Raw genomic sequence first — 26,142 nt, 5'->3', positions numbered from 1 at the left:
CCGTCCATCTGGCGAACTAAATCCGACGCGGAGGAGCGAAGAGATGAGGTCCAACGTCGGCATTCGTGATGTGGCCCGGGCGGCCGGCGTGTCCGTCGGAACCGTCTCCAATGTGCTGAACTACCCCGACCAGGTCAGCACGCCAACCCTGGCCAAGGTTCAAGCCACCATCAAAGAACTCGGCTTTGTCCGCAACGGCCTCGCTCGGCAACTGCGCATGGGTCGCGGCACCGCCATCGGCCTAGTCGTTGTCAACGTGGCCAACCCCTTTTTCGCCGGCCTCGCCCACGAACTGGAGGCGGCCGCCGAAACCGCCGGACACACCGTCGTCATCGGCTCCAGCGACCAGAATCCCGCTCGCGAACAACGCTACATCGACCTGTTCGACGAACAACGAGTCCGCGGGCTTCTCATCGTTCCCCAGCATGGCATGACCCCGCGGTTGGCCCGTTTACGTGCGAACGGGACACCCGTCGTGCTCTTTGACAGCAACGTCGACTCCCGTGAGGTCTGCTCCGTCGGCCTCGACGGTGACGCCGGCGGATACCTCGCCGTACGGCATCTCATCGAGACCGGACGCCGCCGGCTGGTCATCGCCGGAGGCCCGTTAGCGCAGATCGGCGACCGCGTCGCCGGCGCCTCTCGGGCGGCCCGCGACAACCATGACGTCACCCTGTCGATCATGGAAACAAGCGACCTCACCGTCGAAGAAGGCCGGAACGTCGCGGAGCGTATCCTCGCCCTGCCAGAACAGGACCGGCCCGACGCCGTCTTCGCAACCAACGACCTTCTCGCCATCGGCCTGCTCCAAACCCTCAACGTCGACGGGCGTCTTTCCGTGCCGGACGACATCGCGATCGTCGGCTACGACGACATCGACTTCGCAGCATCCACGATCGTGCCCCTAACAACAATCCGTCAGCCGCGCGCATCCCTCGCGCGCGCCGCCCTCGACCTCCTCGAGGAGGAGATCGATGGTGACGAGGCTCATCAGCACGGTCGCCACTTGCTGCAACCGGAACTCATCATCCGAGACAGCACCACGTGAACGCCTGAGCCACGTCAGCCCGACGGAGCCATCCGTCACACCGATCGCGCCACAGTCGATGACCGAACGACAATTCGAGGAAGGCACGAAATGTGCCGCGGAACAATTCTCGCGCCGTCCTCGACCTCGGCCAGCAGCAGCTCCACACTCATCCGACCGATCATCTCACCCGGTCGCCGGACCGATGACAAAGGGATAACCGTCGATTGCGCGAGAGGGATGTCGTCGAAGCCCACCACCGCGACCTCCCCAGGAACGGCGACCTCCGCCAATTCGCAAAGGCCTTGTAGCACGCCGATCCCGAGGAGGTCGTCGGCGCAAAAAACGCCGTCCGGCCGCTCGCAAGCGGGACGCGAGGCGATCTCTTCCCCGGCACAGCGCCCTGCCAGAACGGTCAGGCCACTCGTCGATATGACCTGAAGCTCCGCACCGGGACAGGCTGCTACTGCCTGCATCGCGCCCCGCAATCGCGCCGCCACCGGAGCCGAGGATAAAAGGCCTCCGAGGAACGCAATCCGCCGCTTTCCCTCATCGAGAAGATGCTCAACCGCCAACTGACCTCCCGCGACATCATCAATAGATACAGAAGAAAACGGGGATGCTGGACCCGCGGTATCGATAAGAACGGCCGAGATTCCTCGTCGACGCAGCTCTTCCAGCCGACGCGGATTCTCCGTCGCCGACATCACGATGCCACGAACGCGTTGTGAATGGAAAAAGTCGAGGTAGAGACCCTCTCGCTCGAGATCGTGATGCGCCGCCCCGACAAGCAGCGAGAAGCCGGATCGCGCCGCTTCGAGCTCTGCCCCGCGGGCTAATTCCGCGTAGTACGGCATACCAGGGTCGGGCAAAACCAACCCGATGCAAGCACTTGCCCCGCTTCCCAGTTGACGAGCAGCATCACTGCGAACAAAACCTACCTTGGCGGCGGCGTCCTGGACACGCCGCATGGTCGTCGGCGAGACCCTCTCGGGGTGGTTCAAGACGTTCGACACTGTGCTCACCGACACTTGAGCGAGTGCCGCAACATCTCGAATGCTCGACGACCCCATGTGTCTCCTTCTGTGGCTATCGGCGAAAACCGGAAATGTGACCGACGACTTTTTGATCGTTTCAGAACTACTTGAAAATACTGGTCTCTCGCCCGTAAGATCAAGGCCCAGTTACCTGAAACGATTCAGACCGTAGGAATGGAATACCTAATGACCAATTTCGCCGATATCGCGCCGATCCTCGAGCGTCAGGGCATCGAGCTCCCGAGCTGGGCGTTCGGCAACTCGGGCACCCGCTTCAAGGTCTTCGGCACGCCGGGCACGCCGCGGACGCCGGAGGAGAAGATCGCCGACGCGGCCAAGGTCAACGAGCTGACCGGCCTCGCTCCCGCGGTCGCGCTGCACATCCCGTGGGACCTCGTCGATGACTGGGCCGGCCTCAAGTCGTACGCGAACGACCTCGGCGTCGAGCTCGGCACGGTCAACTCCAACACCTTCCAGGATGACGAGTACAAGTTCGGAAGCCTCGCGCACTCCGACGCGGCCATCCGTCAGAAGGCGATCGACCACCACCTGCGGTGCCTCGAGATCATGACCGAGACCGGGTCGCGCGACCTCAAAATCTGGCTCGCCGACGGCACCAACTACCCCGGGCAAGACAGCCTCCGCGCTCGCCAGGATCACCTCGCCGACTCGCTCGCCGTCATCTACGCAGGCCTCGGCGACGACCAGCGCCTGGTACTGGAGTACAAATTCTTCGAGCCGGCGTTCTATCACACGGATGTTCCGGACTGGGGCACCAGCTTCGCGCAGGTGTCGGCCCTGGGCGACAAGGCGTTCACGTGCCTTGACACCGGCCATCACGCGCCGGGCACCAACATCGAGTTCATCGTGATGCAGCTGCTGCGCCTCGGGAAGCTCGGTTCGTTCGACTTCAACTCGCGTTTCTACGCCGACGACGACCTGATCGTGGGCGCGGCGGATCCGTTCCAGCTGTTCCGGATCCTGTTCGAGGTGATCAACGGCGGCGGCCTGGACGTCGGCTCGCCCGTGCAATTCATGCTCGACCAGTGCCACAACGTCGAAGACAAGATCCCCGGGCAGATCCGCTCGGTTCTGAACGTGCAGGAGATGACGGCGCGCGCGCTGCTCGTCGACGGCGACGCCCTCGCGGCGGCGCAGGCGTCGCATGATGTTCTGGGCGCGAACGGGATCCTGATGGATGCGTTCTACACCGATGTCCGTCCGGCTCTGGCCGAGTGGCGCGAGAGCCGCGGGTTGCCGGCTGACCCGATGAAGGCGTATGCCGAGTCGGGTCACCAGCAGAAACTCGCCGCGGAACGCGTCGGCGGCAAGCAGCTGAGCTGGAGCGCCTGACCGATGAGCACGACCACGGGCACCACGACGGCGCAGGATCTCATCGCTCGGTCGAACCGGCTCGGTTCCGATCCTGCGAACACGAACTACGCCGGCGGCAACACTTCTGCCAAGGGCACCGAGATCGATCCCGTCACGGGTGAGCCGGTCGAGCTGCTCTGGGTCAAGGGATCCGGCGGCGACCTCGGCACCCTGAAAGAGAGCGGCCTGGCCGTGCTCCGGCTGGACCGCCTCCGCGCCCTGTCGAACGTCTACCCGGGCGTCGACCGCGAAGACGAGATGGTGGCGGCGTTCGACTTCACGCTGCACGGCAAGGGCGGCGCTGCGCCGTCGATCGACACGGCCATGCACGGTCTCGTCGACGCCGCGCACGTGGACCACCTGCACCCCGATTCCGGCATCGCGATCGCGACTTCCGCCGACGGCGAAGCCCTCACGACCACGATCTTCGGCGACAGAGTCGTCTGGGTTCCGTGGCGTCGACCCGGCTGGCAGCTCGGCGAGGACATCGCCGCGATCAAGACGGCGAACCCGCAGGCGATCGGCACGATCCTGGGCGGTCACGGCATCACCGCCTGGGGCGACACGTCGGACGAGGCCGAGGCGAACTCGCTCTGGATCATCCAGACGGCCGCCGCGTACATCGACGCCAACGGCCGTGCCGAACCATTCGGCCCGGCCCTCGACGGCTACGCGCCCCTCGACGGGTCGGCTCGCCGTGCGAAGGCCGCGGCTCTCGCGCCGGTCCTGCGCGGTCTGGTCTCGACCGACGAGGTCAAGGTCGGCCACTTCACCGACGACGCTCGCGTGCTCGAGTTCCTCTCGCACGCCGAGCACTCGCGGCTCGCCGCACTCGGCACGTCGTGCCCCGACCACTTCCTGCGCACGAAGGTGAAGCCGCTGCTGCTCGATCTACCGTCCACTGCCACTCTCGAGGAGTCGATCGAGCGCCTCAAGGTGCTGCACGACGAGTACCGCGCCGACTACCAGGCCTACTACGACCGGAACGCCGACGACGCGTCGCCCGCGATCCGAGGGCAGGATCCTGCGATCGTCCTGATTCCGGGCTTCGGCATGTTCTCGTACGGGGCCGACAAGCAGACCGCTCGCGTCGCGGGAGAGTTCTACCTCAACGCGATCAACGTCATGCGGGGTGCCGAGGGCATCTCGACCTACGCTCCCATCGACGAGGCGGAGAAGTTCCGGATCGAGTACTGGGCGCTGGAAGAGGCGAAGCTCGCTCGCCGGCCGAAGCCGAAGGCTCTCGCGGGCCGCATCGCTCTCGTGACCGGCGCCGCGTCCGGCATCGGCAAGGCGATCGCGACCCGCCTCGCCGCCGAGGGGGCGGTCGTAGCGATCGCCGACCTCGACCTGACGAAGGCGCAGGCCGCCGCCGCGGAACTCGGTTCGACCGACGTCGCGATCGGGATCCAGGCGAACGTCACCAGCGAGGACGAGATCGCGGCCGGCATCCAGGAGGTCCTTCTGGCCTTCGGTGGCTTGGACCTCGTGGTCAACAACGCCGGGCTGAGCCTGTCGAAGTCGCTGCTAGAGACGACCGTCGCCGACTGGGACCTCCAGCACGACGTCATGGCGAAGGGCTCGTTCCTGATATCGAGGGCCGCGGCGAAGGTGCTGATCGACCAGGAGCTCGGCGGCGACATCATCTACATCTCGTCGAAGAACTCCGTCTTCGCCGGGCCGAACAACATCGCCTACTCGGCGACGAAGGCCGACCAGGCGCACCAGGTGCGGTTGCTCGCGGCGGAGCTCGGCGAGTACGGCATCAAGGTCAACGGCATCAACCCCGACGGGGTCGTCCGCGGCTCGGGGATCTTCGCCGGCGGCTGGGGCGCCAAGCGCGCCGCCGTCTACGGGGTTCCCGAGGAGGAGCTCGGCGAGTACTACGCTCAGCGAACCCTGCTCAAGCGCGAGGTGCTGCCGGAGAACGTCGCCAACGCCGTGTTCGTTCTGACCGCGGGTGACCTGTCGCACACGACCGGGCTGCACATCCCGGTCGACGCGGGCGTCGCCGCCGCGTTCCTCCGCTAGGCACCCGGTGAGTGGCACCGTCGCCGCCGTCGACCTCGGGGCGACGAGCGGCCGGGTGATCCTGGGGCACGTCTCGCCGAACGAGCTGCGCCTGCAGCACGTGGCGCGGTTCGCGAACCGGCCGGTGTCGGTGCCCGAGGGTTCCGGTGCGAGAGGGCTGCACTGGGACGTCCTCGGGCTGTGGAGCGCTGTCGGCGACGGGCTGGCCGCGGCGAGTCGTTTCGATCCTGAGATCGCGTCGATCGGCGTGGACTCGTGGGCCGTCGATTACGGTCTGCTGCGGCAGGGCCGCCTGGTCGGTCTGCCCTACCACTACCGCGACGAGCGGAACGCCGCGGCGGTGCCCGCGGTGCACGCGGCGATCTCGGCCGCGTCGCTCTACGCCAGTACCGGGCTGGCGCATCTGCCGTTCAACACCGTGTTCCAGTTGGCCGCCGACCGCGCAGCGGGCACGCTCGGCCTCGCCGACCGCGCGCTTCTCATGCCCGACCTGATCGGTCGCTGGCTGACCGGCGTCGAGGTGACCGAGCGGACCAACGCGTCGACCACGGGAATGCTGTCGCCGGTGACGGGTGGGTGGGATCCTGTGATCTTCGCCTCCGCGGGCGTTCCGCTGTCGCTGTTCGCGCCGCTGGTCGACCCGGGGACGACCATAGGTGGGCTCCTTCCGGCCCTCACCTCGTCGTTGGGCGGCGGGCGGGCGATACCCGTGACGACCGTCGGTTCGCACGACACGGCCTCCGCCGTCGTCGGCGTGCCTCTCGACGACGAGCACGCCGCGTACATCTCGAGCGGAACGTGGTCGCTGGTCGGGCTCGAGGTGCCGTCGCCGATCATGACTTCCGCTGCGCAGAGAGCGAACTTCACGAACGAGGGCGGCGTCGACGGCCGCGTGCGCTTTCTCAAGAACATCTCGGGGTTGTGGCTGCTGTCCGAGTCGATGCGGTGGTGGGATGCAGCCGCCTCCGACGCCTCCCGCTCCAGCGATCTGGCCACGCTGCTGGCATCCGCGGCAGACGTGACCGGCCCGGCGGCGGTCTTCGACGCGGCCGACGACCGCTTCACGCCCCCGGGAGACATGCCGGGCAGGATCACGGACTGGTGCGTCGAACACGGCGTTCGGCCCCCGTCGACCCGCGCCGAGGTGGTCCGCAGCATCCTCGAATCGCTCGCTGCCGCGTACGCGCGGACCCTCGACGAAGCGGAGGCGCTCTCGGGCCGGAAGATCACGACGGTGCACGTCGTCGGGGGCGGCTCGCAGAACGAGCTCCTTTGCCGGCTGACCGCCGACCGCACCGGGCGCACCGTGCTCTCCGGGCCCGTCGAGGCCACCGCCATCGGCAACGTGCTCGTGCAGGCGCGCGCCGCTGGTCTCGTCCCGACCTCGAGCTCGCTGGAGTCGCTGCGCGCGCTCGTGCGGCAGGCGTACCCGCCCGTGCGCTACGAGCCTGCCGCCGCCTCCTACCAAAGCGGCACTTCAAATCATCGCTAGTGCGTGGTCGGTTAGCTCAGGTTGGTTCGGTGGGTGCTCAGGGGCCGTGTTCGATGATCTGTCGATAGGTGGTCGATGGTTGCTGGGGAGGTTCAATCGGTCAGCGCACCGGTGAGTTGTTCAAGTCTCTCAGTGGGGTGGCGTATCCGTACCGTTTCCGCGGTCGCCGGTTCAGGGCAGCAGACACCGTGTTGGTCGACACCGGGGGAGGGGAGCTTTGTGGATTGGTTCACGTGGCGGTCGGCCATGATCCGCAGCAGGACGGGCCTTGACCCTGGATTTTGGACACGCTGATTCCAGCACGATGCTGGGGAAGCGAGAATTCAAGGATGGCAAGGAAGAATTACACGGATGAGTTTCGTCGGCGGGCGGTGGAGTTGTATGAGTCGGCGCCGGGCGCGACGCTCAAGGGCATCGCCGTCGATCTCGGGATCTCCCGCGGTGCGTTGAAGGAATGGGTCGGCAACCTCGGCTCCGGGATGATCACCGTTGGTGCGTCGACGGTGTCGACGGCGGGGCGGCCGGAGTCGCAGTCGGCGCGGATCGTGCGCCTCGAGGCGGAGAACGTCGCGTTGACGGCCGAGGCTCGCAAGCTGGCGACGGAGCGGGACATTCTGCGTCAGGCGGCGAAGTATTTCGCCGGGGAGACGAACTGGTGAACCGCTTCCAGTTCGTCGAGGATCACAAGGACGCCTATGGCGTGAAGCGGTTGTGTGAGGTTATCGAGGTCGCCCGGTCATCGTTTTACGCGTGGCTCGCCGCCGCGCCGGGACGGTCAGCGAGAGTAGCGGCGGACGAGGTGTTGGCCGAACGGATCCGGGTGGTGCAGGACCCGGAGCAGGGCGGAGATCGTGCCTACGGGGCACCCAGGGTCACTGCTGACCTCAACGAGGGCGCGGCGCCCGAGGAGCGGGTGAACCGCAAACGCGTCGCGAGGGTGATGCGGGAGCACCAGTTGGCCGGGATCCGGCTGCGCCGCCGGGTCAAGACGACGATCCCTGACCAGTCAGGGCGGCGGTTCCCTGATCTGGTCCAGCGGGACTTCACCGCGGCTGAGCCGAACCAGCGGTATGTGGGCGACATTACCTACCTGCCGATCGGTGACGGCAGCAACCTCTACCTCGCGACCGTGATCGACCTCTGCTCCCGCAAGCTCGCGGGTTGGCAGATCGCGGACCACATGCGCGTCGGGCTCGTCGAAGACGCCCTCCACGTCGCGGCCCACGACCGCGGCAGTCTCGCTGGCGCGGTGTTTCACAGCGACCACGGGTCGGTGTACACCTCGAAGGCCTACGTGACCCTCTGCAAGGAGTTGAAGGTGACCCAGTCGATGGGCGGGATCGGGTCAAGCGCCGACAACTCGCTCGCGGAGAGCTTCAACGCGACCCTCAAACGCGAGCTCCTCGAAGGCCGGCCGACGTTCCCCGACCAGGGCACCGCCCACCGGGCCGTGTTCCGGTGGGCGAACCGCTACAACACCCGCCGCCGCCACTCCGCGATCGGCAACATCAGCCCGAACGCCTACGAAGCAGCCCTGTCCGCTAGCCTCACCGAAGCGGCATAACCCAAATGACACCGTGTCCACAATCCGGGGTCAAGACCCGAGCGAGCCCCGACTTCTTCATGCCGAGATAGTTCTGGTAAAGGGAGGTTCGTTGCCCCGCGTCTTCGGCGACAACATCGAATCTGTCAGTGCCGGAAATCTGATGCTCGACAGCTGCCCCATAGAACGAGGACAGCAAAACGGTCTTACCGCTTCCCGCGGCTCCAAAGACTGCGATCTGCTGCTCGCGGGCAACGTTATTGAGAGGCATGAGGCAAAACTACGACATCCCCGGGAGCTTTAGCCCGTCCGGCCCGTCTCTCGCTCAACCTTCACCATGCGCGGAGGGAACGTCTACCGCTCCTCGGCGCCGGGCTGGAGGGGCCGATGGTCACGGAGCCCAGGACGCGTCAAGCCGGGACTCGAGGTCCGGTCTGGGTCCAGCTGATGAGCGTGTCCAGGGCTTGGTGTGACGAGGTTCCGACCTGGGTGGTGTACATGAAGAGTGTCTGCTCGGAGTCGCCGGGCAGCGTGAGGGTCTCGTAGTCGACGGTTAGCTCGCCGACGATGGGGTGACGGAGGCGTTTCGATCCAAATGTGCGCTGGTAGACCCGGTGCTCTGACCACCATTGCCTGAACTCGCGGCTCCGCTCGGTCAGCTCGTCCACGAGCTCGCGGGTGCCGCGATCGTCGAGGTCGTGGCCTGTGTCGAAGCGAAGGTTCTCGACGGCAGCTCGGGCTTGGACTTCCCAGTCCACGAACAGGGCGCGGGCGGTGTCGTCGAGGAACAGCCAGCGGGCATAGTTCCGTTCTCGCGGCCGGAATGCGTCGAAGTCCGAGAAGAGCGCGCGCGCAAGCGCGTTGCTGGCCAGGATGTCGGTACGTCGGCCGAGGATCATCGCGGGGACCGCTTCGAGAGCGGCCAGGAGCTGGTAGAGGCCGGGCCTTACTCGCTGAACGGCAGGGGTCGAGCGGACGGCTCGGGATGGGTTCGCGCCGACGAGGTGCCCCAGGTGCTCACGACCGACGGAGTCGAGGTCGAGCGCTCGGGCGACCGTGTCAAGCACGCTGGGAGAGGGTGTGATGTGGCGCCCTTGTTCGAGTCGCGTGTAGTAGTCGGTCGAGACGCCCGCGAGAAGCGCGACCTCCTCACGGCGGAGGCCCTTGACGCGCCGCACCCGGTCGTCCTGCGGCAGGCCCGCGCGAGTCGGATCGCCGGCACTGCGGGCTCGCCGCAGGAAATCGGCGAGTTCGCGGTTCGTGTCGGGCATACCGAGATCCTCCCATTCCGTGCGGCGGTCGCGCCTGGGTCGCTGCGTCCTAGTCAGGCTGGGGCGAGGCTTCGTCGGGCCAGGTATGGCGTCCTTGGGGCGTCACCGCCGACGAAGACTCGAATGGTCGGTGCGTTCCGCTTCGACGATCGCTTTCACCGAACAGAGGAACCCACCATGCCCGCTCTCACCACCCCATCGACCTGGTTCGTCACCGGCGCATCCCGGGGCCTCGGTCTCGAACTCGTCACCCAGCTGCTCACCCAGGGGCACAACGTCGCGGCAACGACGCGTTCCGTGGGACGGCTCGAAAAAGCTCTCGACGCCATCGACACAGCCCGCCTGCTGCCGCTCGCCGTCGACCTCTCCGACGAGACGGCCGTCATCGATGCCGTCACGGCTGCCAAGGGTCGCTTCGGTTCGCTCGACGTCGTCGTCAACAACGCCGGCTACGGTTTCCTCGGAGCGGTCGAAGAGGTCACCGATCTCGAAGCGCGCCAGATGTTCGACGTGCAGATCTTCGGCGTGTGGAACGTCCTCCGCGCTGTCCTTCCCGATTTTCGAGCGTCAGGATCGGGGCACATCATCAACATCTCCTCCATCCTGGGCCTCACGACCTTCCCCGGCTGGGGTCTCTACTGCGCCGGCAAGTACGCCCTCGAGGGCTTGACCGGATCCCTCGCCCAGGAGGTCGCTGAATTCGGAATCCGGGTGAACCTGGTGGAGCCCGGTTACATGCAGACCGACTTCCTCACCGCCAACTCTCTCGGCCTGCCGACTTCGACAGCCGACGGCTACGCCGCGGTCCGCGACATGACCGCGGCTCACCAGGCCATGCCCGGCACCCAGCTCGGCGACCCCGCGAAAGCCGCCGCCGCGATCATTCGCCTGGCAGAAGATGTCGACACCCCGCTCCACCAGCTCCTCGGCTCCGACTCGCTCGGCATCGCGTCGGGAGCCCTCGAAGCACTGGCCGCCGAGATCGAGCAGGGGCGTGAGCTCGCGATGACGACCGACATCCTGCAAGCCTGAAGCCAGGCGCATGGCATACGGACCTCGAACGTGTGTCGTTTTCAGCCAGCAAGAGGGCCCGGAGGGGAACCCCTACCGTGCGGTGAATATCTGGAGTGCTTGACAGTGCCTAAGGGCGTGACATTGCGACCGGGAGGCCTGGTGTCCGAACGTTTTCGTTTGACAAGGCTGAGGAGATGTTTAGCCTGGAAGTGAGGCGTTGCGCCTCACGGGTCGGGCTTGTTCCGGTGGTTCTGCAACGCGGACTGTTGACGTCCACCTGCCCGGATTGGGTCTGCCTGCGCAATGGGGCGCGGTCAGACCCAATCACCTGGCACGCAGGGCGCCCTGATCTTCTCTGCCGCAGGGTTCTTGGCTTTTGAGAGCTAAGGAGTCGTTCTGGTTGTACCGGCTGTCTTCGGCGTTGTTGCTATTGCCCTCGCCGAAGTACTCGTGTCCGTGGATCGGGATGCCTCAACCGCGGACGCGGCTGGATGGGAACACGACGTCTATTCCGTCCTGCGCGCCGGTGTGGGCTGCTCATGCTTCGGTGATCAGGGCGAGGGCCCGAACAACGGTGATGGTGAGAGATGTCGTTCCCGTTGTTAACCTGTGCGGCAGGCGGAAGCCGAGAGTTGAAAGTGCCGCCCGTGCGACGCAAGGTAGACGCGGGGGAGGGGCCACCGGTTTCAGCATTTGGTGGGTGGGACGAGGGCTGCTCTAATCAGCAGATGACGGCCCCTAGAAAGCCGGTGGACCGCCGCCCGGTCGTGCTCGCGTCCGTGACCCCGTTGGCGTCGATCCTCGGCTCTGGCCTGTTGATCATCGTCCCGGTGTTGGAGAGCACCCTCGGGGCGTTGTCGGTGGTCGGGGTGGTAGCGATCTGCGTCGTCGCGTGGCTGATCGGCACGGTCATCCGCCACAACGTCATCGTCGTCGAGAAGAGGGAAGCAGCCGGGACCCTTGACCGTGTCACGGCACGGCTGGGCGTTGGGGCGGATGGTGTCATCGTCATCGCCTATGTAATCTCGGTGGCCCTGTATCTGAGGATCATGGCGCAATACCTCGTCGGGTTTGTTGACTCTGCCGGGTCCGCCCTGTGGGAGCCCGTCATCGCGTGCGTCGCGGTCGCTCTGATCGTCGCGATCGGCGCGGTCCGCGGTTTCGCGGGCCTCAACAGGCTCGACCGGGTCTCCCTGATCGCGGTCCTGATCCTCACCACGGTCCTCGGCGGCGTCCTGCTCCTGCACGACCTGACAACGGCGTCGTCTGGGTCCCTGCGTCTCCCACCGGTTCCGTCGCTTCCTCCGCTGAGTGTGCTGCTGATCCTCGGCGGAATTGTGATCACCGTGCAGGGTTTCGAAACGGTCCGTTACCTCGGGAACGAGTACGACGCCCCGACCCGGGTGTGGGCGTCGCGCCTCGCCCAGATCGTGTCGGCGTCGATCTACATCGGCTTCGTCGCCGTCGCGACCCCGGTGATGGGTATTGGCACCCACGCGGGCGCGGACGCCACCCTGCTGAACATCACCGGTCGCATCGCCCCCTGGCTGGCCCTTCCCTTGGTCCTGTCCGCTGTCCTCAGCCAATTCAGTGCCGCTATCGCCGACACGGCCGCCGCCGACGGAAACCTGCGCGGCCTGAATAAATGGTTCACAGGCCCCCGGCCCTACCTCATCAGCGGCGCCGCAGCGATCGCACTCGCAGCGACGGTCCCCACCCTGAGTATCGTCGCGATCGCCTCTCGGGCGTTCGCCGCGTATTACGCCCTCCAAGCGGTGATCGCCATGCGCACCACGACCGGGATCCTCCGGAAAACAGGATTCGCCTTCCTCGCACTCGTGATGCTCGGCGTGACGATCTTCGCCCAACCCGCCAGCTAGATCCCTGACCCGCACGGGGCTGTTGTCGATCTCGTTGACCTATTCGGAGGGGCAGGGAACGTCTGACCGTGCGCTGATTGCCAAGGTCGCACAGAAGGGAACGGCTACCGTGCGATTTATTCGGTACTTGGAAGGCAAGGGCGGCCGTGCGGGACTTACGCCCGAACAATCTCGTGTGTGAAGAGGCCCCGCGTTCCCAGCGGCGCGTCAAGATGGATTAAGTAAGGGACCGTTCGCTCAGCTCCGGCGCACGACCCGCCAGGTTTGTCGGTCGTCGGTCCGTCCCATACATCGATGAGCACCGCCGAGCTGGTTTCGTGCACATAGATGTGCTCCTCGTGGCGCTCTCCGCAGTCTCCGAAGGCAAGATGGATCGGCAAAACTCGAGAACTGGCGGCGACTCGCGAAGCTGACCAAAACGAGGGAGCAAGGTCGCGCGGCAGGGTTCCCGTCACCTGCTTGTAAGTCACACGTTCATCGCGGGGGATGGAAACGAACTTGTTGGCAGGAACCAGGTCGGCTGCAGTCACTTTCGTCTTCGTGCCAGGCTGAAGCATTTGCCCACGATCGGCCGTAGAGCACGAAGTCAACGAAATGAGCATCAAGCTAGCCGTGGCCAAGAGCAAAACGCGTTGGGTTCTGGTCACTTCTTCACTCTAGGAGAAACGAATCGTGCAGGTGGTGACGATTGCGAGCCCAGCGTGCCCCTGAGGTCGACGCTTGCATGACTCGGGCGCGAAGCGAGCGCATAGCGTTTAGGTACAAGAGGCGCGGGACGCTCTTCGTTCGCGCAGGCCGAGGTTCAGAGAGGAACGGCAAGCGTGCATGCGAGTTCTAAAGCCCTTTTCTGCGGTTCGTTTCCCAGTACTGCAGTTCGACGGTGTCACCCTTGGGCCCGATGGTTCGCTCAACCTGTTGGATGAGGCGTTGCGCCACGCGCTTGTGGTCGCGGGCGGAGCCCTCCGTTGGCCAGCCAGAGTCATAGGAATAGTTCTGGTTGAAGTCTTCAGCCCAGGCCCGCACATCTGCCTCCAGCCAGGAGGGTAAAGCGGGGTCGCCATCGCCGCACTGACCCTCTGAGCCCCAGAATGGCCATTCCGCCGCGTAGTCGTTCATGAGTCTGTAATGCACATCTCTAGATTCGCACGCGAGACGCCAGGTTCGCCGACCTCGCGCATCAGATCACCGACTACGTTCGCACCCGATGAAGAGTCGGAGGCGCCTCCAGGCATGACCAGCCAGCGCCCGAACGGGAACCCTCTGCGTGCTCCCGAGTGTCGACGACGTTCGAATATGAGGCCATAGCGACGCTTGAAAATGAGGCCACCCAGACAGATTGGATGGGTGATTACTTTGGAAGATTGGGCCTTGATCAGGAGGCTTGTCGCGGACGGTATCCCGCAGCGGCAAGTCGCTAAAAAGTTGGGGATCGGGCGGGCGACGGTCGCGAGGGCTGTCTCGTCGACGAGTCCGCCGAAATATGAGCGGCCACCGCAGGAGACGTCGTTCTCGCCCTTCGAGGCGCGGGTGCGGTCCCTGTTGACCGAGCACCCCGAGATGCCCGCGACGGTGATCGCGGAACGCGTCGGCTGGTCGGGATCGATTACCTGGTTCCGTGACAACGTCCGGGGTCTGCGCCCTGAGCAGGCCCGCGTGGACCCGGCGGATCGTCTGGTCTGGGAGCCAGGAGATGCCGCGCAATGCGACCTCTGGTTCCCACCGAAGAAGATCCCCCTCGAGGACGGGACCTCGAAACTGTTGCCGGTGCTGGTGATCACGCCCGCGCATTCACGGTTCGTCCTGGGCCGGATGATCCCGACGAGACACACGGAAGATCTTCTGTTGGGGTCGTGGGAATTGCTTCAGCAGTTGGGTCGGATCCCGAGGCGGCTGATTTGGGACAACGACGCCGGTATCGGTCGGGGACCGCGCCGCGCGGCAGGGGTGGCGGAATTCATGGGGATGCTGGCGACGAGGCTGGTGCTGCTGAAACCACGGGATCCGGAATCGAAGGGGATCGTGGAGCGCCGCAATGGCTGGTTCGAGACGTCGTTCATGCCAGGCCGCACGTTCGTGTCGGGGTCTTGGTAGTAACGGTACGGAATTGAACGCTAGGCCGATCTGCGGAAACCTGGGACTGGACCGATGGCATTTAGTGGCAACCAAGAAAATACTCCTGAACAGCAATTTCCTGCTGGTTTCAAACTCGCTACCTGACCGTGACCACCACCTCCGGCTCAGCGGGACAGACCGCCGCGAGATGTTGCAGTGGAAACCGAATCCGGCGCCATTCAGCCGCGACCCGTGCCGCATAGGCCAGAAAATCCTGTAAAGAGCTGCGGGCCAGAGCCTCCTGGAGGCTTAGCGTTCAATCCTGGTCCGTTACTACCAAGACCCCTACTACGCCCTCCAAGCGGTGATCGCCATGCGCACCTCGACCGGGATCCTCCGGAAAACAGGATTCGGCTTCCTGGCGCTCGTGATGCTCGGTGTGACGATCTTCGCCCAGCCCGCCAGCTAGATCCCCGACCCACACGGGGCTGTTGTCGATCTCGTTGACCTATTCGGAGGGGCAGGGAACGTCTGACCAGGCACCGATTCCCAAGGTCCGCACGTGGGGGAACGTTCAAGGGTGATCCGCAGTGTCGTCTGGAGGCTAGGCCGCTGTCGTTGTTACTTCTCGGCGGAGGGCGATGAGTCCGTCCCGAAGGCGGGTTTTGATTGTGGGGATTTTCACCCCGAGCCGTTCCGAGATTTCCGCCTGGGTGAGGGAGTCGAAGTAGGCCAGTTCGATCGCTTCTCGTTGAACGTGGGTGAGACGTGTCATCGCGCGGCGAACGTCGTCGTTGGCGAATTGTGTGTCGATGGTTTCCGCGACGACGTCGAAAGGGAGCGGATGATCGCGGATACCGATCTTGATGTCCCGGTCTCGGGACGCCTGGGATGCTCGCACCCGGTCGATCGCGCGGCGCCTGGCGACGGTCAGCATCCAGGACAACGCTTTGCCTTTGGACCCGTCGAATCGGGCGGCGTTCTGCCACAGCTCAAGGTAAACCTCCTGCGTCACCTCTTCAGATTGCGCCGGGTCCCGGAGACACCGGGTGACGAGGCCAAGAACCCGAGGGGCGGTCCGGTCGTACAGTGCGGCAAACGCGTGACGGTCACCGGCGGCCACGAGTGCCAAGAGGTCCTCGTCGGTAGGAAGCGGCGGGTGGACAGTCGCTGTCGATGCGGTCATGGTTCCCTGGGGGTCGTGGTGGACTCCTCCGGGTAATGCACCGTAAGAGGTCATGCCGCGCTGGCTGGTGCCGTCGCTCATTCGAAGCCTAGGTACGCCAGGACGTACCCCAACGCCCCAGGACGGGGGTGTACCTGCCCTCTGGGACGACGAGGCCTGTAGAACCAGGGTTTTCCTGGCCGCCGTGATGGGATCGTGACCGACCCCGGAACCATTCGGCAGCATCGAACCCTCGAATTCCTTCCCGGCCACCGTCAAGGACCCCAGACGGGGTACGGGTTTGTCTCCCGATGGGAAGCTTGTCGTCCGGCCGATCGGGCACTGAATGGCGACGTCAGAGCATGCACGGTTACCAATCCCTACCGAACGGGGATGGGCGTGCCCTGGTGATACCGAAGGACAGGGCCTGGCATTTCCCAGAGGGAACAATGCCGGCTTTCATAGCCGTCTTGGTGAATGATGTAGTTCACGAGGACCAGGTTGGGGCCGACACGATTGAACAGCCAGTCGGATGTGATCGGTGCGTCGCGGATTGCCTCGCCGCCAAGTGATGCGACGATTTCATCCCGGGTCCAGCGGCGGCCCGACCGACCAATCTCCGCGAAGTCAGGTGACAGGATGACCGCGAGTCGCTTTCGGTCGTGTCGTGCACTCGAGGACAGCAGTTCCAGTTCCGCTTCTCGAATCGGCGCATACTCGTTGGCCTCGGATTCCCACATCGGATCAAGCTAGCGCCGACGCCGCTGAACCCGCACGCTCGGGAACCCTTAGCGTGCGGTCCTCGCCATTTTGATCACCTGTCCAGGGCAGGTGCTGATCAGCGCCCCCGTTTGGGGGGAATGCGCTTCCTACGAGTGCGCCTAGTCTCAAGAGGGAAGAGCCGTGCTGATGCGCGGTGGTAGCCGGGACCCTGATCAGGGCGGGGTCGACGCGGGGCGTTACGCTGCCTCGTCACCTATTTTGGTGCTCGATGTTTTCGGGCGATCATATTCGCGGGGCTTTCGGGCAGGGGCCCGGAGTCCGGCATCACGACGTTGGCAGGGGCCTTCCGTGTTCACCAGATCAACCATTCGCCGGACAGTACCTACCGCTGGGACAGCCATCATCCTGGGTGTGATCCTCAGCGTCTCGGCTGCCGGGAATGCACAAGCCGCTACGACCCTTGCTGGGCCGATCGATCTCGGAACGGCGGCACCGTTTGGTGTTCTCGGGGCGAGCACCGTCACGAACACTGGACCCTCGGTCATCGCCGGTGATGTTGGGGTGTCGCCGGGTACGTCGATCACTGGTTTCCCGCCGGGAACCCTGACCGGGACCGTGCACCAGACCGACGCGGTCGCCACCGGCGCGGAGGCCGACACGACCACCGCTTTCAACGCCGCCGCCAGTTTGACCCCGACAACTTCCGGGCTCCGCCAACTGAACGGTCTTTCTCTTGGCCAGGGTGTCTACTCGGGTGGGACGCTCGCCTTGTCGAACAACGGCGCCCTCACCCTGGCGGGGACGGCAGATTCGGTGTGGGTGTTCCAAGCCGCCAGCACTCTCACGATCGGGTCCGGTACCCGGATCACCCTGACCGGAGGCGCGTCGGCGTGCAACGTGTTTTGGGAGGTGGGAAGCTCGGCGACTCTCGGGAGCGCAGCCCATTTCCAAGGCACCATCCTGGCTAAGCAGTCCATTACCGCTACCACCGGTGCCACCGTGATCGGCCGACTCCTGGCCAACAACGGTGCCGTGACTCTTGACACCAACACGATCACCACTCCCACGGGGTGTGCGCCCGGTAGTGCTCCCGTGACGACGCCCAGTCCCGCGATCACCTCCGGCGCCCCCACCTCGGCGACCGTCGGAACGGCGTACCACTTCACCGTGATGTCGACCGGGACACCGTCGCCGACGTACAAGGTCAGTTCAGGTAGCCTTCCTACCGGCTTGACCCTGAACGCGACGACAGGTGAGATCACGGGCACGCCCAAAACAGCGGGATCGACGTCTGTCACGATCACCGCGTCGAACGGGTCGCTCCCGTCCGTGTCCGCGATCTACACGGTCACCGTGAACGCTGCAGCCGTAACCTCGCCGACGCCGACGCCGACGCCCACGGCCACGCCCACGCCGACGCCGACAGCGGCTGTTCCGGCCTCGACGACTTCCTCTTCGGGGAGCTCCGGGAGCGGGTCGACAGGGACGGGTGAGCTGGCTTTCACGGGCAGCAACCCGGCCGCCCCGCTCACCGCAGCAGCCCTGCTTCTTTCCGCAGGTTTCGGTCTCCTCTGGGCATCACGCCGCCGCCGAACCACGCAACTCCGACAACACTGAGAAGACATTCGGGACTCCTGTCCAATCGGTTGCCTCGTCCGCGCGCGCAAGCCGGACGACCACCGTGTCGATGTCCGTAGTGGAGTGCACAGAGGCCGGCGTACTTTCGGGGCTTGTGAAGAGAAGTGCGGACAACGAAATGTCCGCACTTCTCTTCACGAATCGGCACCTTCGCCCTGCCTGCTTTGGGTAAAGGCATCGGACTGCGGCAGGACGTCGTACGCGGTGGCGGACGGCATCGGCCGGGTATCGGTGGGGAGGGCACTCACGACTGCGGCCGGCTAATCGCATCGGGGCCGTCGATATCGCCAGCTCCAGCAGTGTCAGCCCCAACGCGGAGGCACGCGTAGACCCTCTTTCAACTCGCCCGCGAATTCTCGGCCCGGGTACTCTTCGGAACTCCCTCCCGGGGTCGCTTGAGAATTCGGAGCTTGACCTACGCCAAGCGGCTTTCGGATCCCGCGGAGCCCATTTCTCGCAACCGAGGAGAGCAATAGCCCGCCAGCACCAACGCCCTGACCCTTGGATTGCTGCGGATCCGCAGCTCTCACAACCCCCACTCGGAATCATTTTCTCGAATGAAGGCGTCGACGACGGGTTTTGAGGCCGCCCAAGATTCGTCCCCAGCTTCTCGGAACAAGATGGCCTGTTGGGGCGGCTGGATGAGCGACATTTTCCGGCTTACCGTAGTTCAAGCTCCGTTTTCTCGAACGCCCCCTACCCGAACGGACTGACCGCTGCGTCGACTTTCGACAACACGGGAGCTGCAACCTCGTTGGCGTATGCGATGGGCGGGTCGACGTGGATGAACTTCACCGAAACCCGCGGCCTCGAGAGTCAGATCACCGGTCAGACGTCACCGGTGTCGACGCAGCACTTCACCTACGACCAAGACGACCGCCTCACTACCGTCCAAGACTCCGTCAGCACCGGGCAGGCGACGACCTGCGCCACCCGGCAGTACGCGTTCGACGCGGACTCCAACCGCACGAGTCTGGCCGCCTATGCGGCCGGCAATACGGGGGCGTGCTCCACGTCGACCGCGCCGACGACGGTAAACAGCACGTACGACCAGGCCGATCGAATCACCAACGCCGGGTACGCGTACGACGCTTTCGGCCGCACCACCACCGTGCCCGCCGTAGACGCTGCCGGGGTCGGCCAATACGCCTCCGACGCCGGAAATCTGACCGTCGGTTACTACAGCAATGACATGGTGAACACCGAAACCCAAGGCGCCGGCAGCCTCTCCTACGGTCTCGACCCTGAACAGGACCGCATCGCCACCACCGTCAATGGGGCGACCACGACCACCAACCATTACTCCGGCGACTCGGATAGCCCCACCTGGTCCTCGACTGGCGGCAGCAACTGGAACCGGTCGCTCGATGGGATCGACGGCGGCTATGCGGCATCCGAGGACCAGACGGGTGCGGTGACCCTGGAGCTGGCGAACATGCACGGCGACATCGTTGCGACCGCCCTTGATGCCACCACTGATACCGGGATCCAAACCGGCTCCTACAACGAATCCACGGAATACGGAATCGACCGGACCGCATCCACCGGCAGCACCAGCTACGGATGGCTCGGCAGCCAGAAACGCTCCGACAACTCCCTGTCCGGCCTCGTCCTCATGGGAGTCCGCCTCTACGACCCCAACACCGGCAGGTTCCTCAGCACCGACCCCATCTACGGCGGCAATTCCAATCCATATGTCTACCCGGCCGACCCCATTGGTGCGAGCGACGTCTCCGGAAAGGACGAGAGCAACACGCTCAAGAACACGATGGGTGAGGGTCGGGGCGGCGGGTCAGAAGAGGGTACGCAAGCAAAGGCCGCACGAGCCAAGGCGTTGGCAGAGCAGAGGGCTGAGGAAGAACGAGCGTACGAGGAACGGTCCACTGAGAAGGCGAAGGAGCGTAGGGAAGCTGCCGAGCGTGCCGACCTTGCCGCTCGGGAGCGCCAAGACGAGATGGAATCTCACCTGGCTAAGAGGATAGGTCAAGGACGCGCATCGCAAGACAGCATCGATCAGACAATCGAGCGCGGTTCAGTATCCAAGGGTAGAAATGGAACACGCATATACACCGCGCGCAATCTTCGTGTAATCGTAAATATGTACGGCGATGTAATCACAGTTACTCGGAGGTAAGTTATGCGACTTTTTCAAACTAGCGAGTTCGACGATCGTGCTGAATTCACGAAGCAGCAGAAGCTCATTGCCGATATTCTGCATGATTGGGATCCGATCGGTGTCTTCGATAACCCCATATTCAGCCAAGACCCGACCGAATACGACGACCTGGTTAGTCCGCTGAGCGTCGTCCTGGAACGGGGTGTGACGGTTGCCGCACTTGCTGCGGAGCTTGATGAGGTTATGACGAAGGACTACCGAATGCTCAATGTTGATACGGAGGAAGTTGCTGCAAAGCTCCTTGCGGCGTGGACCGCGCCTTCGTGTCAGAGCCCGACTGCCCGTGGCTCCGGCGGGATTTGAACACTCTTTCGCATGAAAAGTCGCCGTGGAGCAGCTGCAATGTGCACGTTGAAGTTGGGATGACGCCCGCCTGACGAACCTGGCCCTTGACATGCACTCCAGGCAATTCATGGGCTACTCATTCAGTGACCGGATGGCGTCCGCTCTCACGGCGCTCCTGTCTCATATCCCTAGGGATTTGGGCTGTCCCACGGGCACTCGCTCTCACAACGACGTTTTCCCGGAAATCCAACTCGCCGCGATTCCCGTAACTATGTGCCATAAGTGACTGCTTGGATTCGGGTAGCAACCATTAGTTATGGGACAGCGAGAGGGCCTCATGAGCAAGTTGATCGGCTACGCCCGCGTATCGACCCGCCAACAAGCCACGGACCGGCAGCAGGCAGACCTTCTCGGCGCCGGCGTGCGCCGCGATGACCTCTACATCGACCAGGGGGTGTCGGGCGCTCGAGCATCGCGACCGGGTTTCGACCGTGCCTTGGATGCGATTCACGACGGTGACACCTTGGTCGTCACGACTCTTGACCGGCTTGGCCGCTCGACGCAGAACATGCTGACCTTCGCCGACGAGCTGCGGCACAGGGGCGCCGGCCTCCGAGGGGTCTGCCCAGACTTTGGTTGACACTGGGGGTGGGTGGTTTTCTAGGCCGCGTGTGCGGCTGAATACATTGTCTCAAACTCGACCGGGGTGAGTTTTCCGAGGGCTCTTTGCCTGCGGCGGCGGTTGTACTTCTTCTCGATCCAGACGACTATCGCGAGGCGCAGTTCCTCCCGGGTGTTCCACCGGCGAGTATTCAATACGTTCTTCTGAAGCAAGGAGAAAAAGGACTCCATCGCGGCATTGTCGCTTGAAGATCCGACTCGGCCCATGGAACCTCGGAGGCCATTATTCTTCAGAAGCCGCACGACCTTCTTCGACCGAAATTGGCTACCTCGGTCGGAATGGACGATGGTTCCGACCGGGGCGCGCAGGATGATCGCGTTCCGCAGGGCCGCGGCAGCGAGTTCTGATTTCATACGGGCATCGATGGAGTAGCCGACGATCTTGTTCGACCAGCAGTCCTTAACCGCACACAAATAGAGTTTCCCCTCGCCTGCAGTCCAGTGCTCGGTGATGTCGGTTAACCACACCTGGTCCGGTCCGGTTGCGACGGTGCTGAAGTCGTGGGTGACAAGGCCCTTGTCGTCGACGATTCCGAGGAGGTCGTCGTGGACTGCTGGCCCGGGTTTGTTCCCCTTGCCTCGTCGTCGGTGGTGGGAGGCCTGCAGCCCTGCAATGAGCGCCAGACGCCACACCCGGTTCTCCGACGCCGTCGATCCCTGGTCGGCTAACTCATCGCTGAGGAAGCGATACCCCAGCGTCGGGTCGTCAGCATGGATCTCCCGCAGCACATCGATCAGATGCGCGTCGTCCCAGTCTCGCTGGGACACGGGGTCACGCAACCATTGGTAATACCCCTGGGTCGATCGGCCCAGCACCCTGCACGCCACCGCGACCGGCACCCTGATCGGGGTCCCGGCCGCGGCCATTTCACGGACGAGCGGGAAGACTATTTTCCCGGCAGGTTCGCCTGCGACAAATAGGCTGCCGCACGACGCAGCACCTCGTTTTCCTGCTCGAGCAGCCGGATCCGTTTCCGCGCCGCTCGCAGCTCGCCCTGCTCCGAGGCGGTGACGCCGGGACGGTTCCCATCCTCGACGTCTGCTTTCTTCAGCCAACCATGCAAGCACCCTTCGGAAATCCCGAAGTCCTTCGCGATCTGCTTCAGCGGTGACTGACCCTTCCGGGCCACGGCCACGACATCGTCGCGGAACTCTCTCGGGTATGCCTTTGCCATGATTAACATCCTTCCAGCGAGAACGAATCCTCACAGGTCAGGTGACAACCAAACCCTGGGCAGACCCAAATCTAGCGCGCCGCGCGTGAGTACGAGAAATTACAAGCCATCTACAGAAGCAGGAGCCGCTCAGCCGGTGTGTCTCTTGAGACACCCGACTTGCGCATAAAGGCGGGGTCGAGGACCCGGAACGCGCACAGGTCGTCGAGGAGGTCGCGCGCTTCCTGGGGTGTGGTGGTCGCCTCAATGCGCTCCCTCCAGGGGCGGATGATTGTGGGCGAGACGATCTTCATGATGTCGGCTTCGTGGGTGTAGTGGGCGCCGAGCATGTCCCGCCGCTCTTGCCCAAGGACGCCTTCCATGAGGGAACCGAAGATGGTGGGGTCGACGGCTCGCCAGTTGAACTCGGCAGCGTCACGGAGGTGCTCGAGTTCGTCGCGATTCATGAACACAGCCGCGGGCTGCTGGAACAACTCGCCGTTGACGTACCGGGTGCCTTCGTAACGGCCTTGCCGGTTGTGGTTGCCCTTCTGGTTCAGGAGAGTGAAGAGGTAGCCAATGTCTTTGGCGCTGTCGGGGTGTTGTTCCTTGAGGAGGGCGTCGACGGAGTTTTGAAGCGGGTAGCCGTCGAGCATGCCAAGGTCCTCAGCGAACAGGCACCAAACCAGTTGCATGACGAATCGCTGAATCTCATCAATGGGAGCCGCGGACCGGTCAGCTAGCGATGTGTAGAGGGCTGCGACATGAACGGCCGCATCAGTCGTCAACGTTCGGCGGTGCTCCGAGAACACCGGCTCCATCGTCTGCGACTGGAGAAAGAGGAGGGCGTCGTATCGGTCGGGAAGCTCCGAAAGTGGGAAGCGGCTTCGGGCTTCGTTGGGAAATCGACCTGGTTCCCAAATTTCAAACTCACCGAAGTTGCACGCGACTACATACCGCGCAGCTGGGATGTCTTTCGCGGAGTCAGATGACTCTTGCCAGTACCGAACTCGCTGATCCTTGGCTTTCTCGAGCGGCACGTGTGGTGCTTTCATCTCGACGATGAGGACACCTGGGAGGAAAAGATCCATGAACCCGGCGGAGGCCGAAAAGCTCTCAAATAGAGCGCCAGCTTCGCTCCGGTCTGTGCCGTACGCGGCGAACAGATCGTTTAGGAAGGACTGTGCCTCGGCGCGCTCGGAGCCGGCATAGCCCGACCACTTGGTGACAAAGGCTTTTAGGGCCTGCTGAATCTCTAGGCCGCTGCGAACTCCAGGCACTAAATAAGCCGCAGGCTGTCACCCGCGTAATACGTGTCCTGCATTAGGCGCTTGTGGACGCGTTCGAGGTCAGCGATTGTGTCAATGAGAGCCAGTTCGACATTGTTGTCGCCGCCGGCTTTTCGAACCCGGACTAAGGCCTTCTTCGATCGAGTAAGACTGTGCTCGAGATTCAGAATGACGTCAGAGATCTCACCGAGAGCTGTCTCGTGGGCCACTTGCTGAGGGGATCGGTCATCTTCAGGCCGGATTTTGGCCTGCGTTCGAATACTCATGGTCGCCTCCCACATCGGTGCTTTGAGTCTACGGGTCTGCATTCCTGTTCCAGGAGCGTCGGCCGCGGGAAGCCGTTCGTTTTTTCTTACCGCTCGCTTAGGTGCCGAGCTCGGGGTGGCGAGGAGTCCGAGCGCGGACTGCAAGTTGCCGCAGCACCTGGTGGAAGGGGAGCCGTTGATGACGGAGCGCCGCCGTACGATCCGGCCGTGGGAGTGCATGGGCCTGGGAGAAGCGTCGACGTGATTGTGGGCCGGCCGATCCCAGCGCACCCGCTCGCGGTCCCGCCGATCCCGGGCACGTTCGGGGTATGGCAGGTGCGCCGGGTCAAAGAGGCCCCCATCGGATACGTGCGGTCCGAGAATGCCGGTGGGGGAGCGGTGTATCACTGCTATGCCCACGGTCGAGACGATGCCGGTGGCCGGCCGTGGCTTCGCACCACGGACAGCCTCAACAGCGCTGTCGCGTGGATGATCCAGCACGAACGGGACCTCGCAGCTCTCACCCGCCGACTGCACCCGGAGCCGGACGAGTGGCCGGGATGACGCCGGCACGCGTCGACGCCGTCATCTGGTACGTCCGACACCGCCCCAAGGGCGACACCCTCGCAGAAGCGAGCGTGTTGAGCGTCGACACCCCGGCGCCGGGGAAGCAATCGACCGGGCACGCGCCGGTCTGCCTGCAAGACAGGTCCTCACGTCAGTGGCGCGCTACTAAGCCGTCAACGGCCCGTGAGGCGGTTCCAAAGTGTCCGCTTCGGCGTCTGTAGTGCGCCGGTGCCGGCGTCGTCGCAGACGGGCTCCGGCAAGCCCTTACGTCGCAGCCATGCCCGGTACTCGACGCGGAGAGCTGCCTCGTCTCCGAGGAGCCGGAGCGCATCGTCTTGGCTCATGTCGATGCCGAGGAGCTGCCGCTGCGGCCGGGTCCGCAATTGCTGCCGGAATCGCGTGAACTCGAAGCTTTTTGTCACTGCATCCCCTGCGTCGGTGAGTCCCACCACACCGACAAGTAGATGCAACCGCATGATGACCGGCCAGGGGAAGGCCCCGTCCGAGGAGCGTTCGTCGCCTCCCAGCCAGACGATTGGAGGTCACATGCCCTTCTCAGGGGCAACGGCGGCCGATTCGAGTACGTTTCTTGCAACGGCTGATTCCCCCAATCAGTCGCACCAGCCCCCGGGCGTCAGAACTCCCCCAGTCCTGACCAACCCGGGGGCTTTCTCGCGCCCAGGGGCCGCCTCGAGGCGGGGTATGAGAGCAGGCCGGCAAGCAGGCGGGTCGCTGCGCTCCCGGGTGGAGCAGCAGAGCTGCCCTGTCTGGCCCTACGGGCCGTCGTTATTTTGCCGGAAGCCTGCGGCAGCGTACGTCCGTCCGGGCTCCGCGCAAGCCGCTTCGCGGCCGGTCCTCCGACAAGTGCGGCACGCGGTCACTGCGTTCCCTTATTTCGTGCCGAACTTCTCTCCCCCACCGCCTCCAGGGGGTTGCACTTCGCCCTGCCGTCCTTCTCGACACTTCGTGCCTTCAGGCAAAAACAACGATGAAGAAGAAAAGGAACCACAATGCAGCACACACGGAAACGACAGGTCCAGACGCGGGAGATCAAGACGCGACCGGCTGAGCCGCAACATGCGGGGTACGCCTGCAAAGAGTGTGGCGGTCCGAGCCCGGTGGGGGTTGGCTACGTCGACACCGGTGACGGGGCGGCCGCCCGGTCAGCCCAGGTGATCGTCTGCCCGTCTGGGTACAGCCAAACCCTGACCGCATGGGTGGTCCTGGACTGCGCTGTGACGGCGGTCCTTGGCACGTACAGCACCGAAGACGCCGCGACTGCTGCCGCCGACGGGTTCGGGTCATGCAGTTTCCCGTACCGGCTCTCTGAGGTCGAGCGTGTGGCGCTCCTGGCCGCCTCATGACCACCCGCGAGGCGGGGTTGTGGCCGGATGTTCCGGGCCTGGTGCATGGGATCGTCAGTGTCAGCCCGCCGGTGGTGCAGTGTGACGGGTGCGGTGCCCGGTTCACCGGGGGCACGTTGGCGTTGACGGTGATC

General features: G+C 64.3%; 21 protein-coding genes and 2 pseudogenes. 12 read left to right on the top strand and 11 right to left on the bottom strand.

Features of this window, described 5'->3' with window-relative positions:
• Window positions 1-43: 43 nt before the first annotated feature.
• Window positions 44-1,048 (top strand): LacI family DNA-binding transcriptional regulator, encoded by a 1,005-nt coding sequence (locus tag AX769_RS22330; protein WP_066284641.1) that lies wholly within the window; start codon window positions 44-46, stop codon window positions 1,046-1,048.
• 35 nt (window positions 1,049-1,083) lie between these two features.
• Here the strand turns inward: AX769_RS22330 and AX769_RS22325 are convergent, their stop codons facing one another.
• Entirely contained in the window at window positions 1,084-2,100 is a 1,017-nt protein-coding gene (locus AX769_RS22325) for a LacI family DNA-binding transcriptional regulator (RefSeq protein ID WP_082764195.1), read from the bottom strand.
• A gap of 150 nt (window positions 2,101-2,250) precedes the next feature.
• Here AX769_RS22325 and rhaI point away from each other — a divergent pair, with 150 nt between their 5' ends.
• From rhaI to AX769_RS22300, 4 genes are all read left to right on the top strand, one after another.
• Window positions 2,251-3,417: an L-rhamnose isomerase gene (rhaI, locus tag AX769_RS22320; protein WP_066284640.1), complete on the top strand. Its 1,167-nt coding sequence runs from the start codon at window positions 2,251-2,253 to the stop codon at window positions 3,415-3,417.
• A 3-nt stretch (window positions 3,418-3,420) separates the two neighbouring features.
• Window positions 3,421-5,469 (top strand): bifunctional rhamnulose-1-phosphate aldolase/short-chain dehydrogenase, encoded by a 2,049-nt coding sequence (locus tag AX769_RS22315; RefSeq protein WP_066284639.1) that lies wholly within the window; start codon window positions 3,421-3,423, stop codon window positions 5,467-5,469.
• Between the two features lie 7 nt (window positions 5,470-5,476).
• Window positions 5,477-6,961, top strand: a complete 1,485-nt coding sequence (locus AX769_RS22310) for a rhamnulokinase family protein (protein ID WP_066284637.1) — start codon at window positions 5,477-5,479, stop codon at window positions 6,959-6,961.
• 329 nt (window positions 6,962-7,290) lie between these two features.
• Window positions 7,291-8,525, top strand: a protein-coding gene (locus AX769_RS22300; RefSeq protein WP_157887904.1) for an IS3 family transposase whose coding sequence is annotated in 2 segments (ribosomal slippage) — window positions 7,291-7,600 and window positions 7,600-8,525 — 1,236 coding nt in all. Because the reading frame shifts where the segments join, the coding sequence is not laid out codon by codon here.
• On the opposite strand, the gene AX769_RS23445 is transcribed toward AX769_RS22300, so the two are convergent.
• Entirely contained in the window at window positions 8,509-8,775 is a 267-nt protein-coding gene (locus tag AX769_RS23445) for a hypothetical protein (protein WP_082764194.1), read from the bottom strand. The genes AX769_RS22300 and AX769_RS23445 overlap by 17 nt on opposite strands.
• A 139-nt stretch (window positions 8,776-8,914) precedes the next feature.
• Window positions 8,915-9,775 (bottom strand): helix-turn-helix domain-containing protein, encoded by an 861-nt coding sequence (locus tag AX769_RS22295; RefSeq protein WP_066284635.1) that lies wholly within the window; start codon window positions 9,773-9,775, stop codon window positions 8,915-8,917.
• 177 nt (window positions 9,776-9,952) lie between these two features.
• Here AX769_RS22295 and AX769_RS22290 point away from each other — a divergent pair, with 177 nt between their 5' ends.
• Window positions 9,953-10,807: an SDR family NAD(P)-dependent oxidoreductase gene (locus tag AX769_RS22290; protein ID WP_066284674.1), complete on the top strand. Its 855-nt coding sequence runs from the start codon at window positions 9,953-9,955 to the stop codon at window positions 10,805-10,807.
• A gap of 710 nt (window positions 10,808-11,517) precedes the next feature.
• On the top strand, window positions 11,518-12,669 hold the full coding sequence (locus tag AX769_RS22285) for a hypothetical protein (protein ID WP_157887903.1): 1,152 nt from the start codon (window positions 11,518-11,520) through the stop codon (window positions 12,667-12,669).
• Window positions 12,670-13,503: 834 nt separating this feature from the next.
• Here AX769_RS22285 and AX769_RS22280 read toward each other — a convergent pair.
• Complete coding sequence (locus AX769_RS22280; RefSeq protein ID WP_157887902.1) at window positions 13,504-13,785, bottom strand: hypothetical protein; 282 nt, start codon at window positions 13,783-13,785, stop codon at window positions 13,504-13,506.
• A 228-nt stretch (window positions 13,786-14,013) separates the two neighbouring features.
• On the opposite strand from AX769_RS22280, the gene AX769_RS22275 reads away from it, so the two are divergent.
• Window positions 14,014-14,760 carry a helix-turn-helix domain-containing protein gene (locus AX769_RS22275; protein ID WP_239452105.1) on the top strand — a complete coding sequence of 249 codons (747 nt, stop codon included), beginning with the start codon at window positions 14,014-14,016 and terminating at the stop codon, window positions 14,758-14,760.
• A 565-nt stretch (window positions 14,761-15,325) separates the two neighbouring features.
• On the opposite strand, the gene sigK is transcribed toward AX769_RS22275, so the two are convergent.
• Window positions 15,326-15,988 carry an ECF RNA polymerase sigma factor SigK gene (gene sigK / locus AX769_RS22270; RefSeq protein ID WP_304440150.1) on the bottom strand — a complete coding sequence of 221 codons (663 nt, stop codon included), beginning with the start codon at window positions 15,986-15,988 and terminating at the stop codon, window positions 15,326-15,328.
• A 278-nt stretch (window positions 15,989-16,266) separates the two neighbouring features.
• Entirely contained in the window at window positions 16,267-16,626 is a 360-nt protein-coding gene (locus tag AX769_RS23440) for a DUF4440 domain-containing protein (RefSeq protein ID WP_082764193.1), read from the bottom strand.
• A gap of 169 nt (window positions 16,627-16,795) precedes the next feature.
• Here AX769_RS23440 and AX769_RS26180 point away from each other — a divergent pair.
• A pseudogene (locus AX769_RS26180) lies at window positions 16,796-17,908 on the top strand (ice-binding family protein); the annotation flags it as partial.
• A 41-nt stretch (window positions 17,909-17,949) separates the two neighbouring features.
• Here AX769_RS26180 and AX769_RS25580 read toward each other — a convergent pair.
• Complete coding sequence (locus tag AX769_RS25580) at window positions 17,950-18,141, bottom strand: hypothetical protein (RefSeq protein ID WP_066284629.1); 192 nt, start codon at window positions 18,139-18,141, stop codon at window positions 17,950-17,952.
• 890 nt (window positions 18,142-19,031) lie between these two features.
• Here AX769_RS25580 and AX769_RS22255 point away from each other — a divergent pair.
• The 3 genes and pseudogenes from AX769_RS22255 to AX769_RS22245 all read left to right on the top strand — a co-directional run.
• Entirely contained in the window at window positions 19,032-20,381 is a 1,350-nt protein-coding gene (locus tag AX769_RS22255; RefSeq protein WP_157887900.1) for an RHS repeat-associated core domain-containing protein, read from the top strand.
• 3 nt (window positions 20,382-20,384) lie between these two features.
• Entirely contained in the window at window positions 20,385-20,726 is a 342-nt protein-coding gene (locus AX769_RS22250; protein WP_066284626.1) for a hypothetical protein, read from the top strand.
• A gap of 319 nt (window positions 20,727-21,045) precedes the next feature.
• Window positions 21,046-21,324: pseudogene (locus AX769_RS22245) on the top strand (recombinase family protein); the annotation flags it as partial.
• Between the two features lie 44 nt (window positions 21,325-21,368).
• Here AX769_RS22245 and AX769_RS22240 read toward each other — a convergent pair.
• The 4 genes from AX769_RS22240 to AX769_RS22215 form a co-directional block, all read right to left on the bottom strand.
• Window positions 21,369-22,564 (bottom strand): IS3 family transposase gene (locus AX769_RS22240; protein WP_157887899.1). Its coding sequence is split into 2 segments (ribosomal slippage): window positions 21,369-22,283 and window positions 22,286-22,564, totalling 1,194 coding nucleotides; the frame shifts between segments, so codons are not numbered across the junction.
• Window positions 22,565-22,674: 110 nt separating this feature from the next.
• Entirely contained in the window at window positions 22,675-23,823 is a 1,149-nt protein-coding gene (locus tag AX769_RS22230) for a type IIL restriction-modification enzyme MmeI (protein WP_066284623.1), read from the bottom strand.
• Complete coding sequence (locus AX769_RS22225; protein WP_157887898.1) at window positions 23,823-24,098, bottom strand: hypothetical protein; 276 nt, start codon at window positions 24,096-24,098, stop codon at window positions 23,823-23,825. Before AX769_RS22225 ends, AX769_RS22230 begins: the two co-directional genes overlap by 1 nt.
• A gap of 719 nt (window positions 24,099-24,817) precedes the next feature.
• Complete coding sequence (locus tag AX769_RS22215) at window positions 24,818-25,096, bottom strand: hypothetical protein (protein ID WP_157887897.1); 279 nt, start codon at window positions 25,094-25,096, stop codon at window positions 24,818-24,820.
• Window positions 25,097-26,142 lie beyond the last annotated feature (1,046 nt).

The sequence above is a fragment of the Frondihabitans sp. PAMC 28766 genome, from assembly GCF_001577365.1.
Classification (GTDB): domain Bacteria; phylum Actinomycetota; class Actinomycetes; order Actinomycetales; family Microbacteriaceae; genus Frondihabitans.
This window is presented reverse-complemented; position numbering and strand designations above follow the sequence as displayed.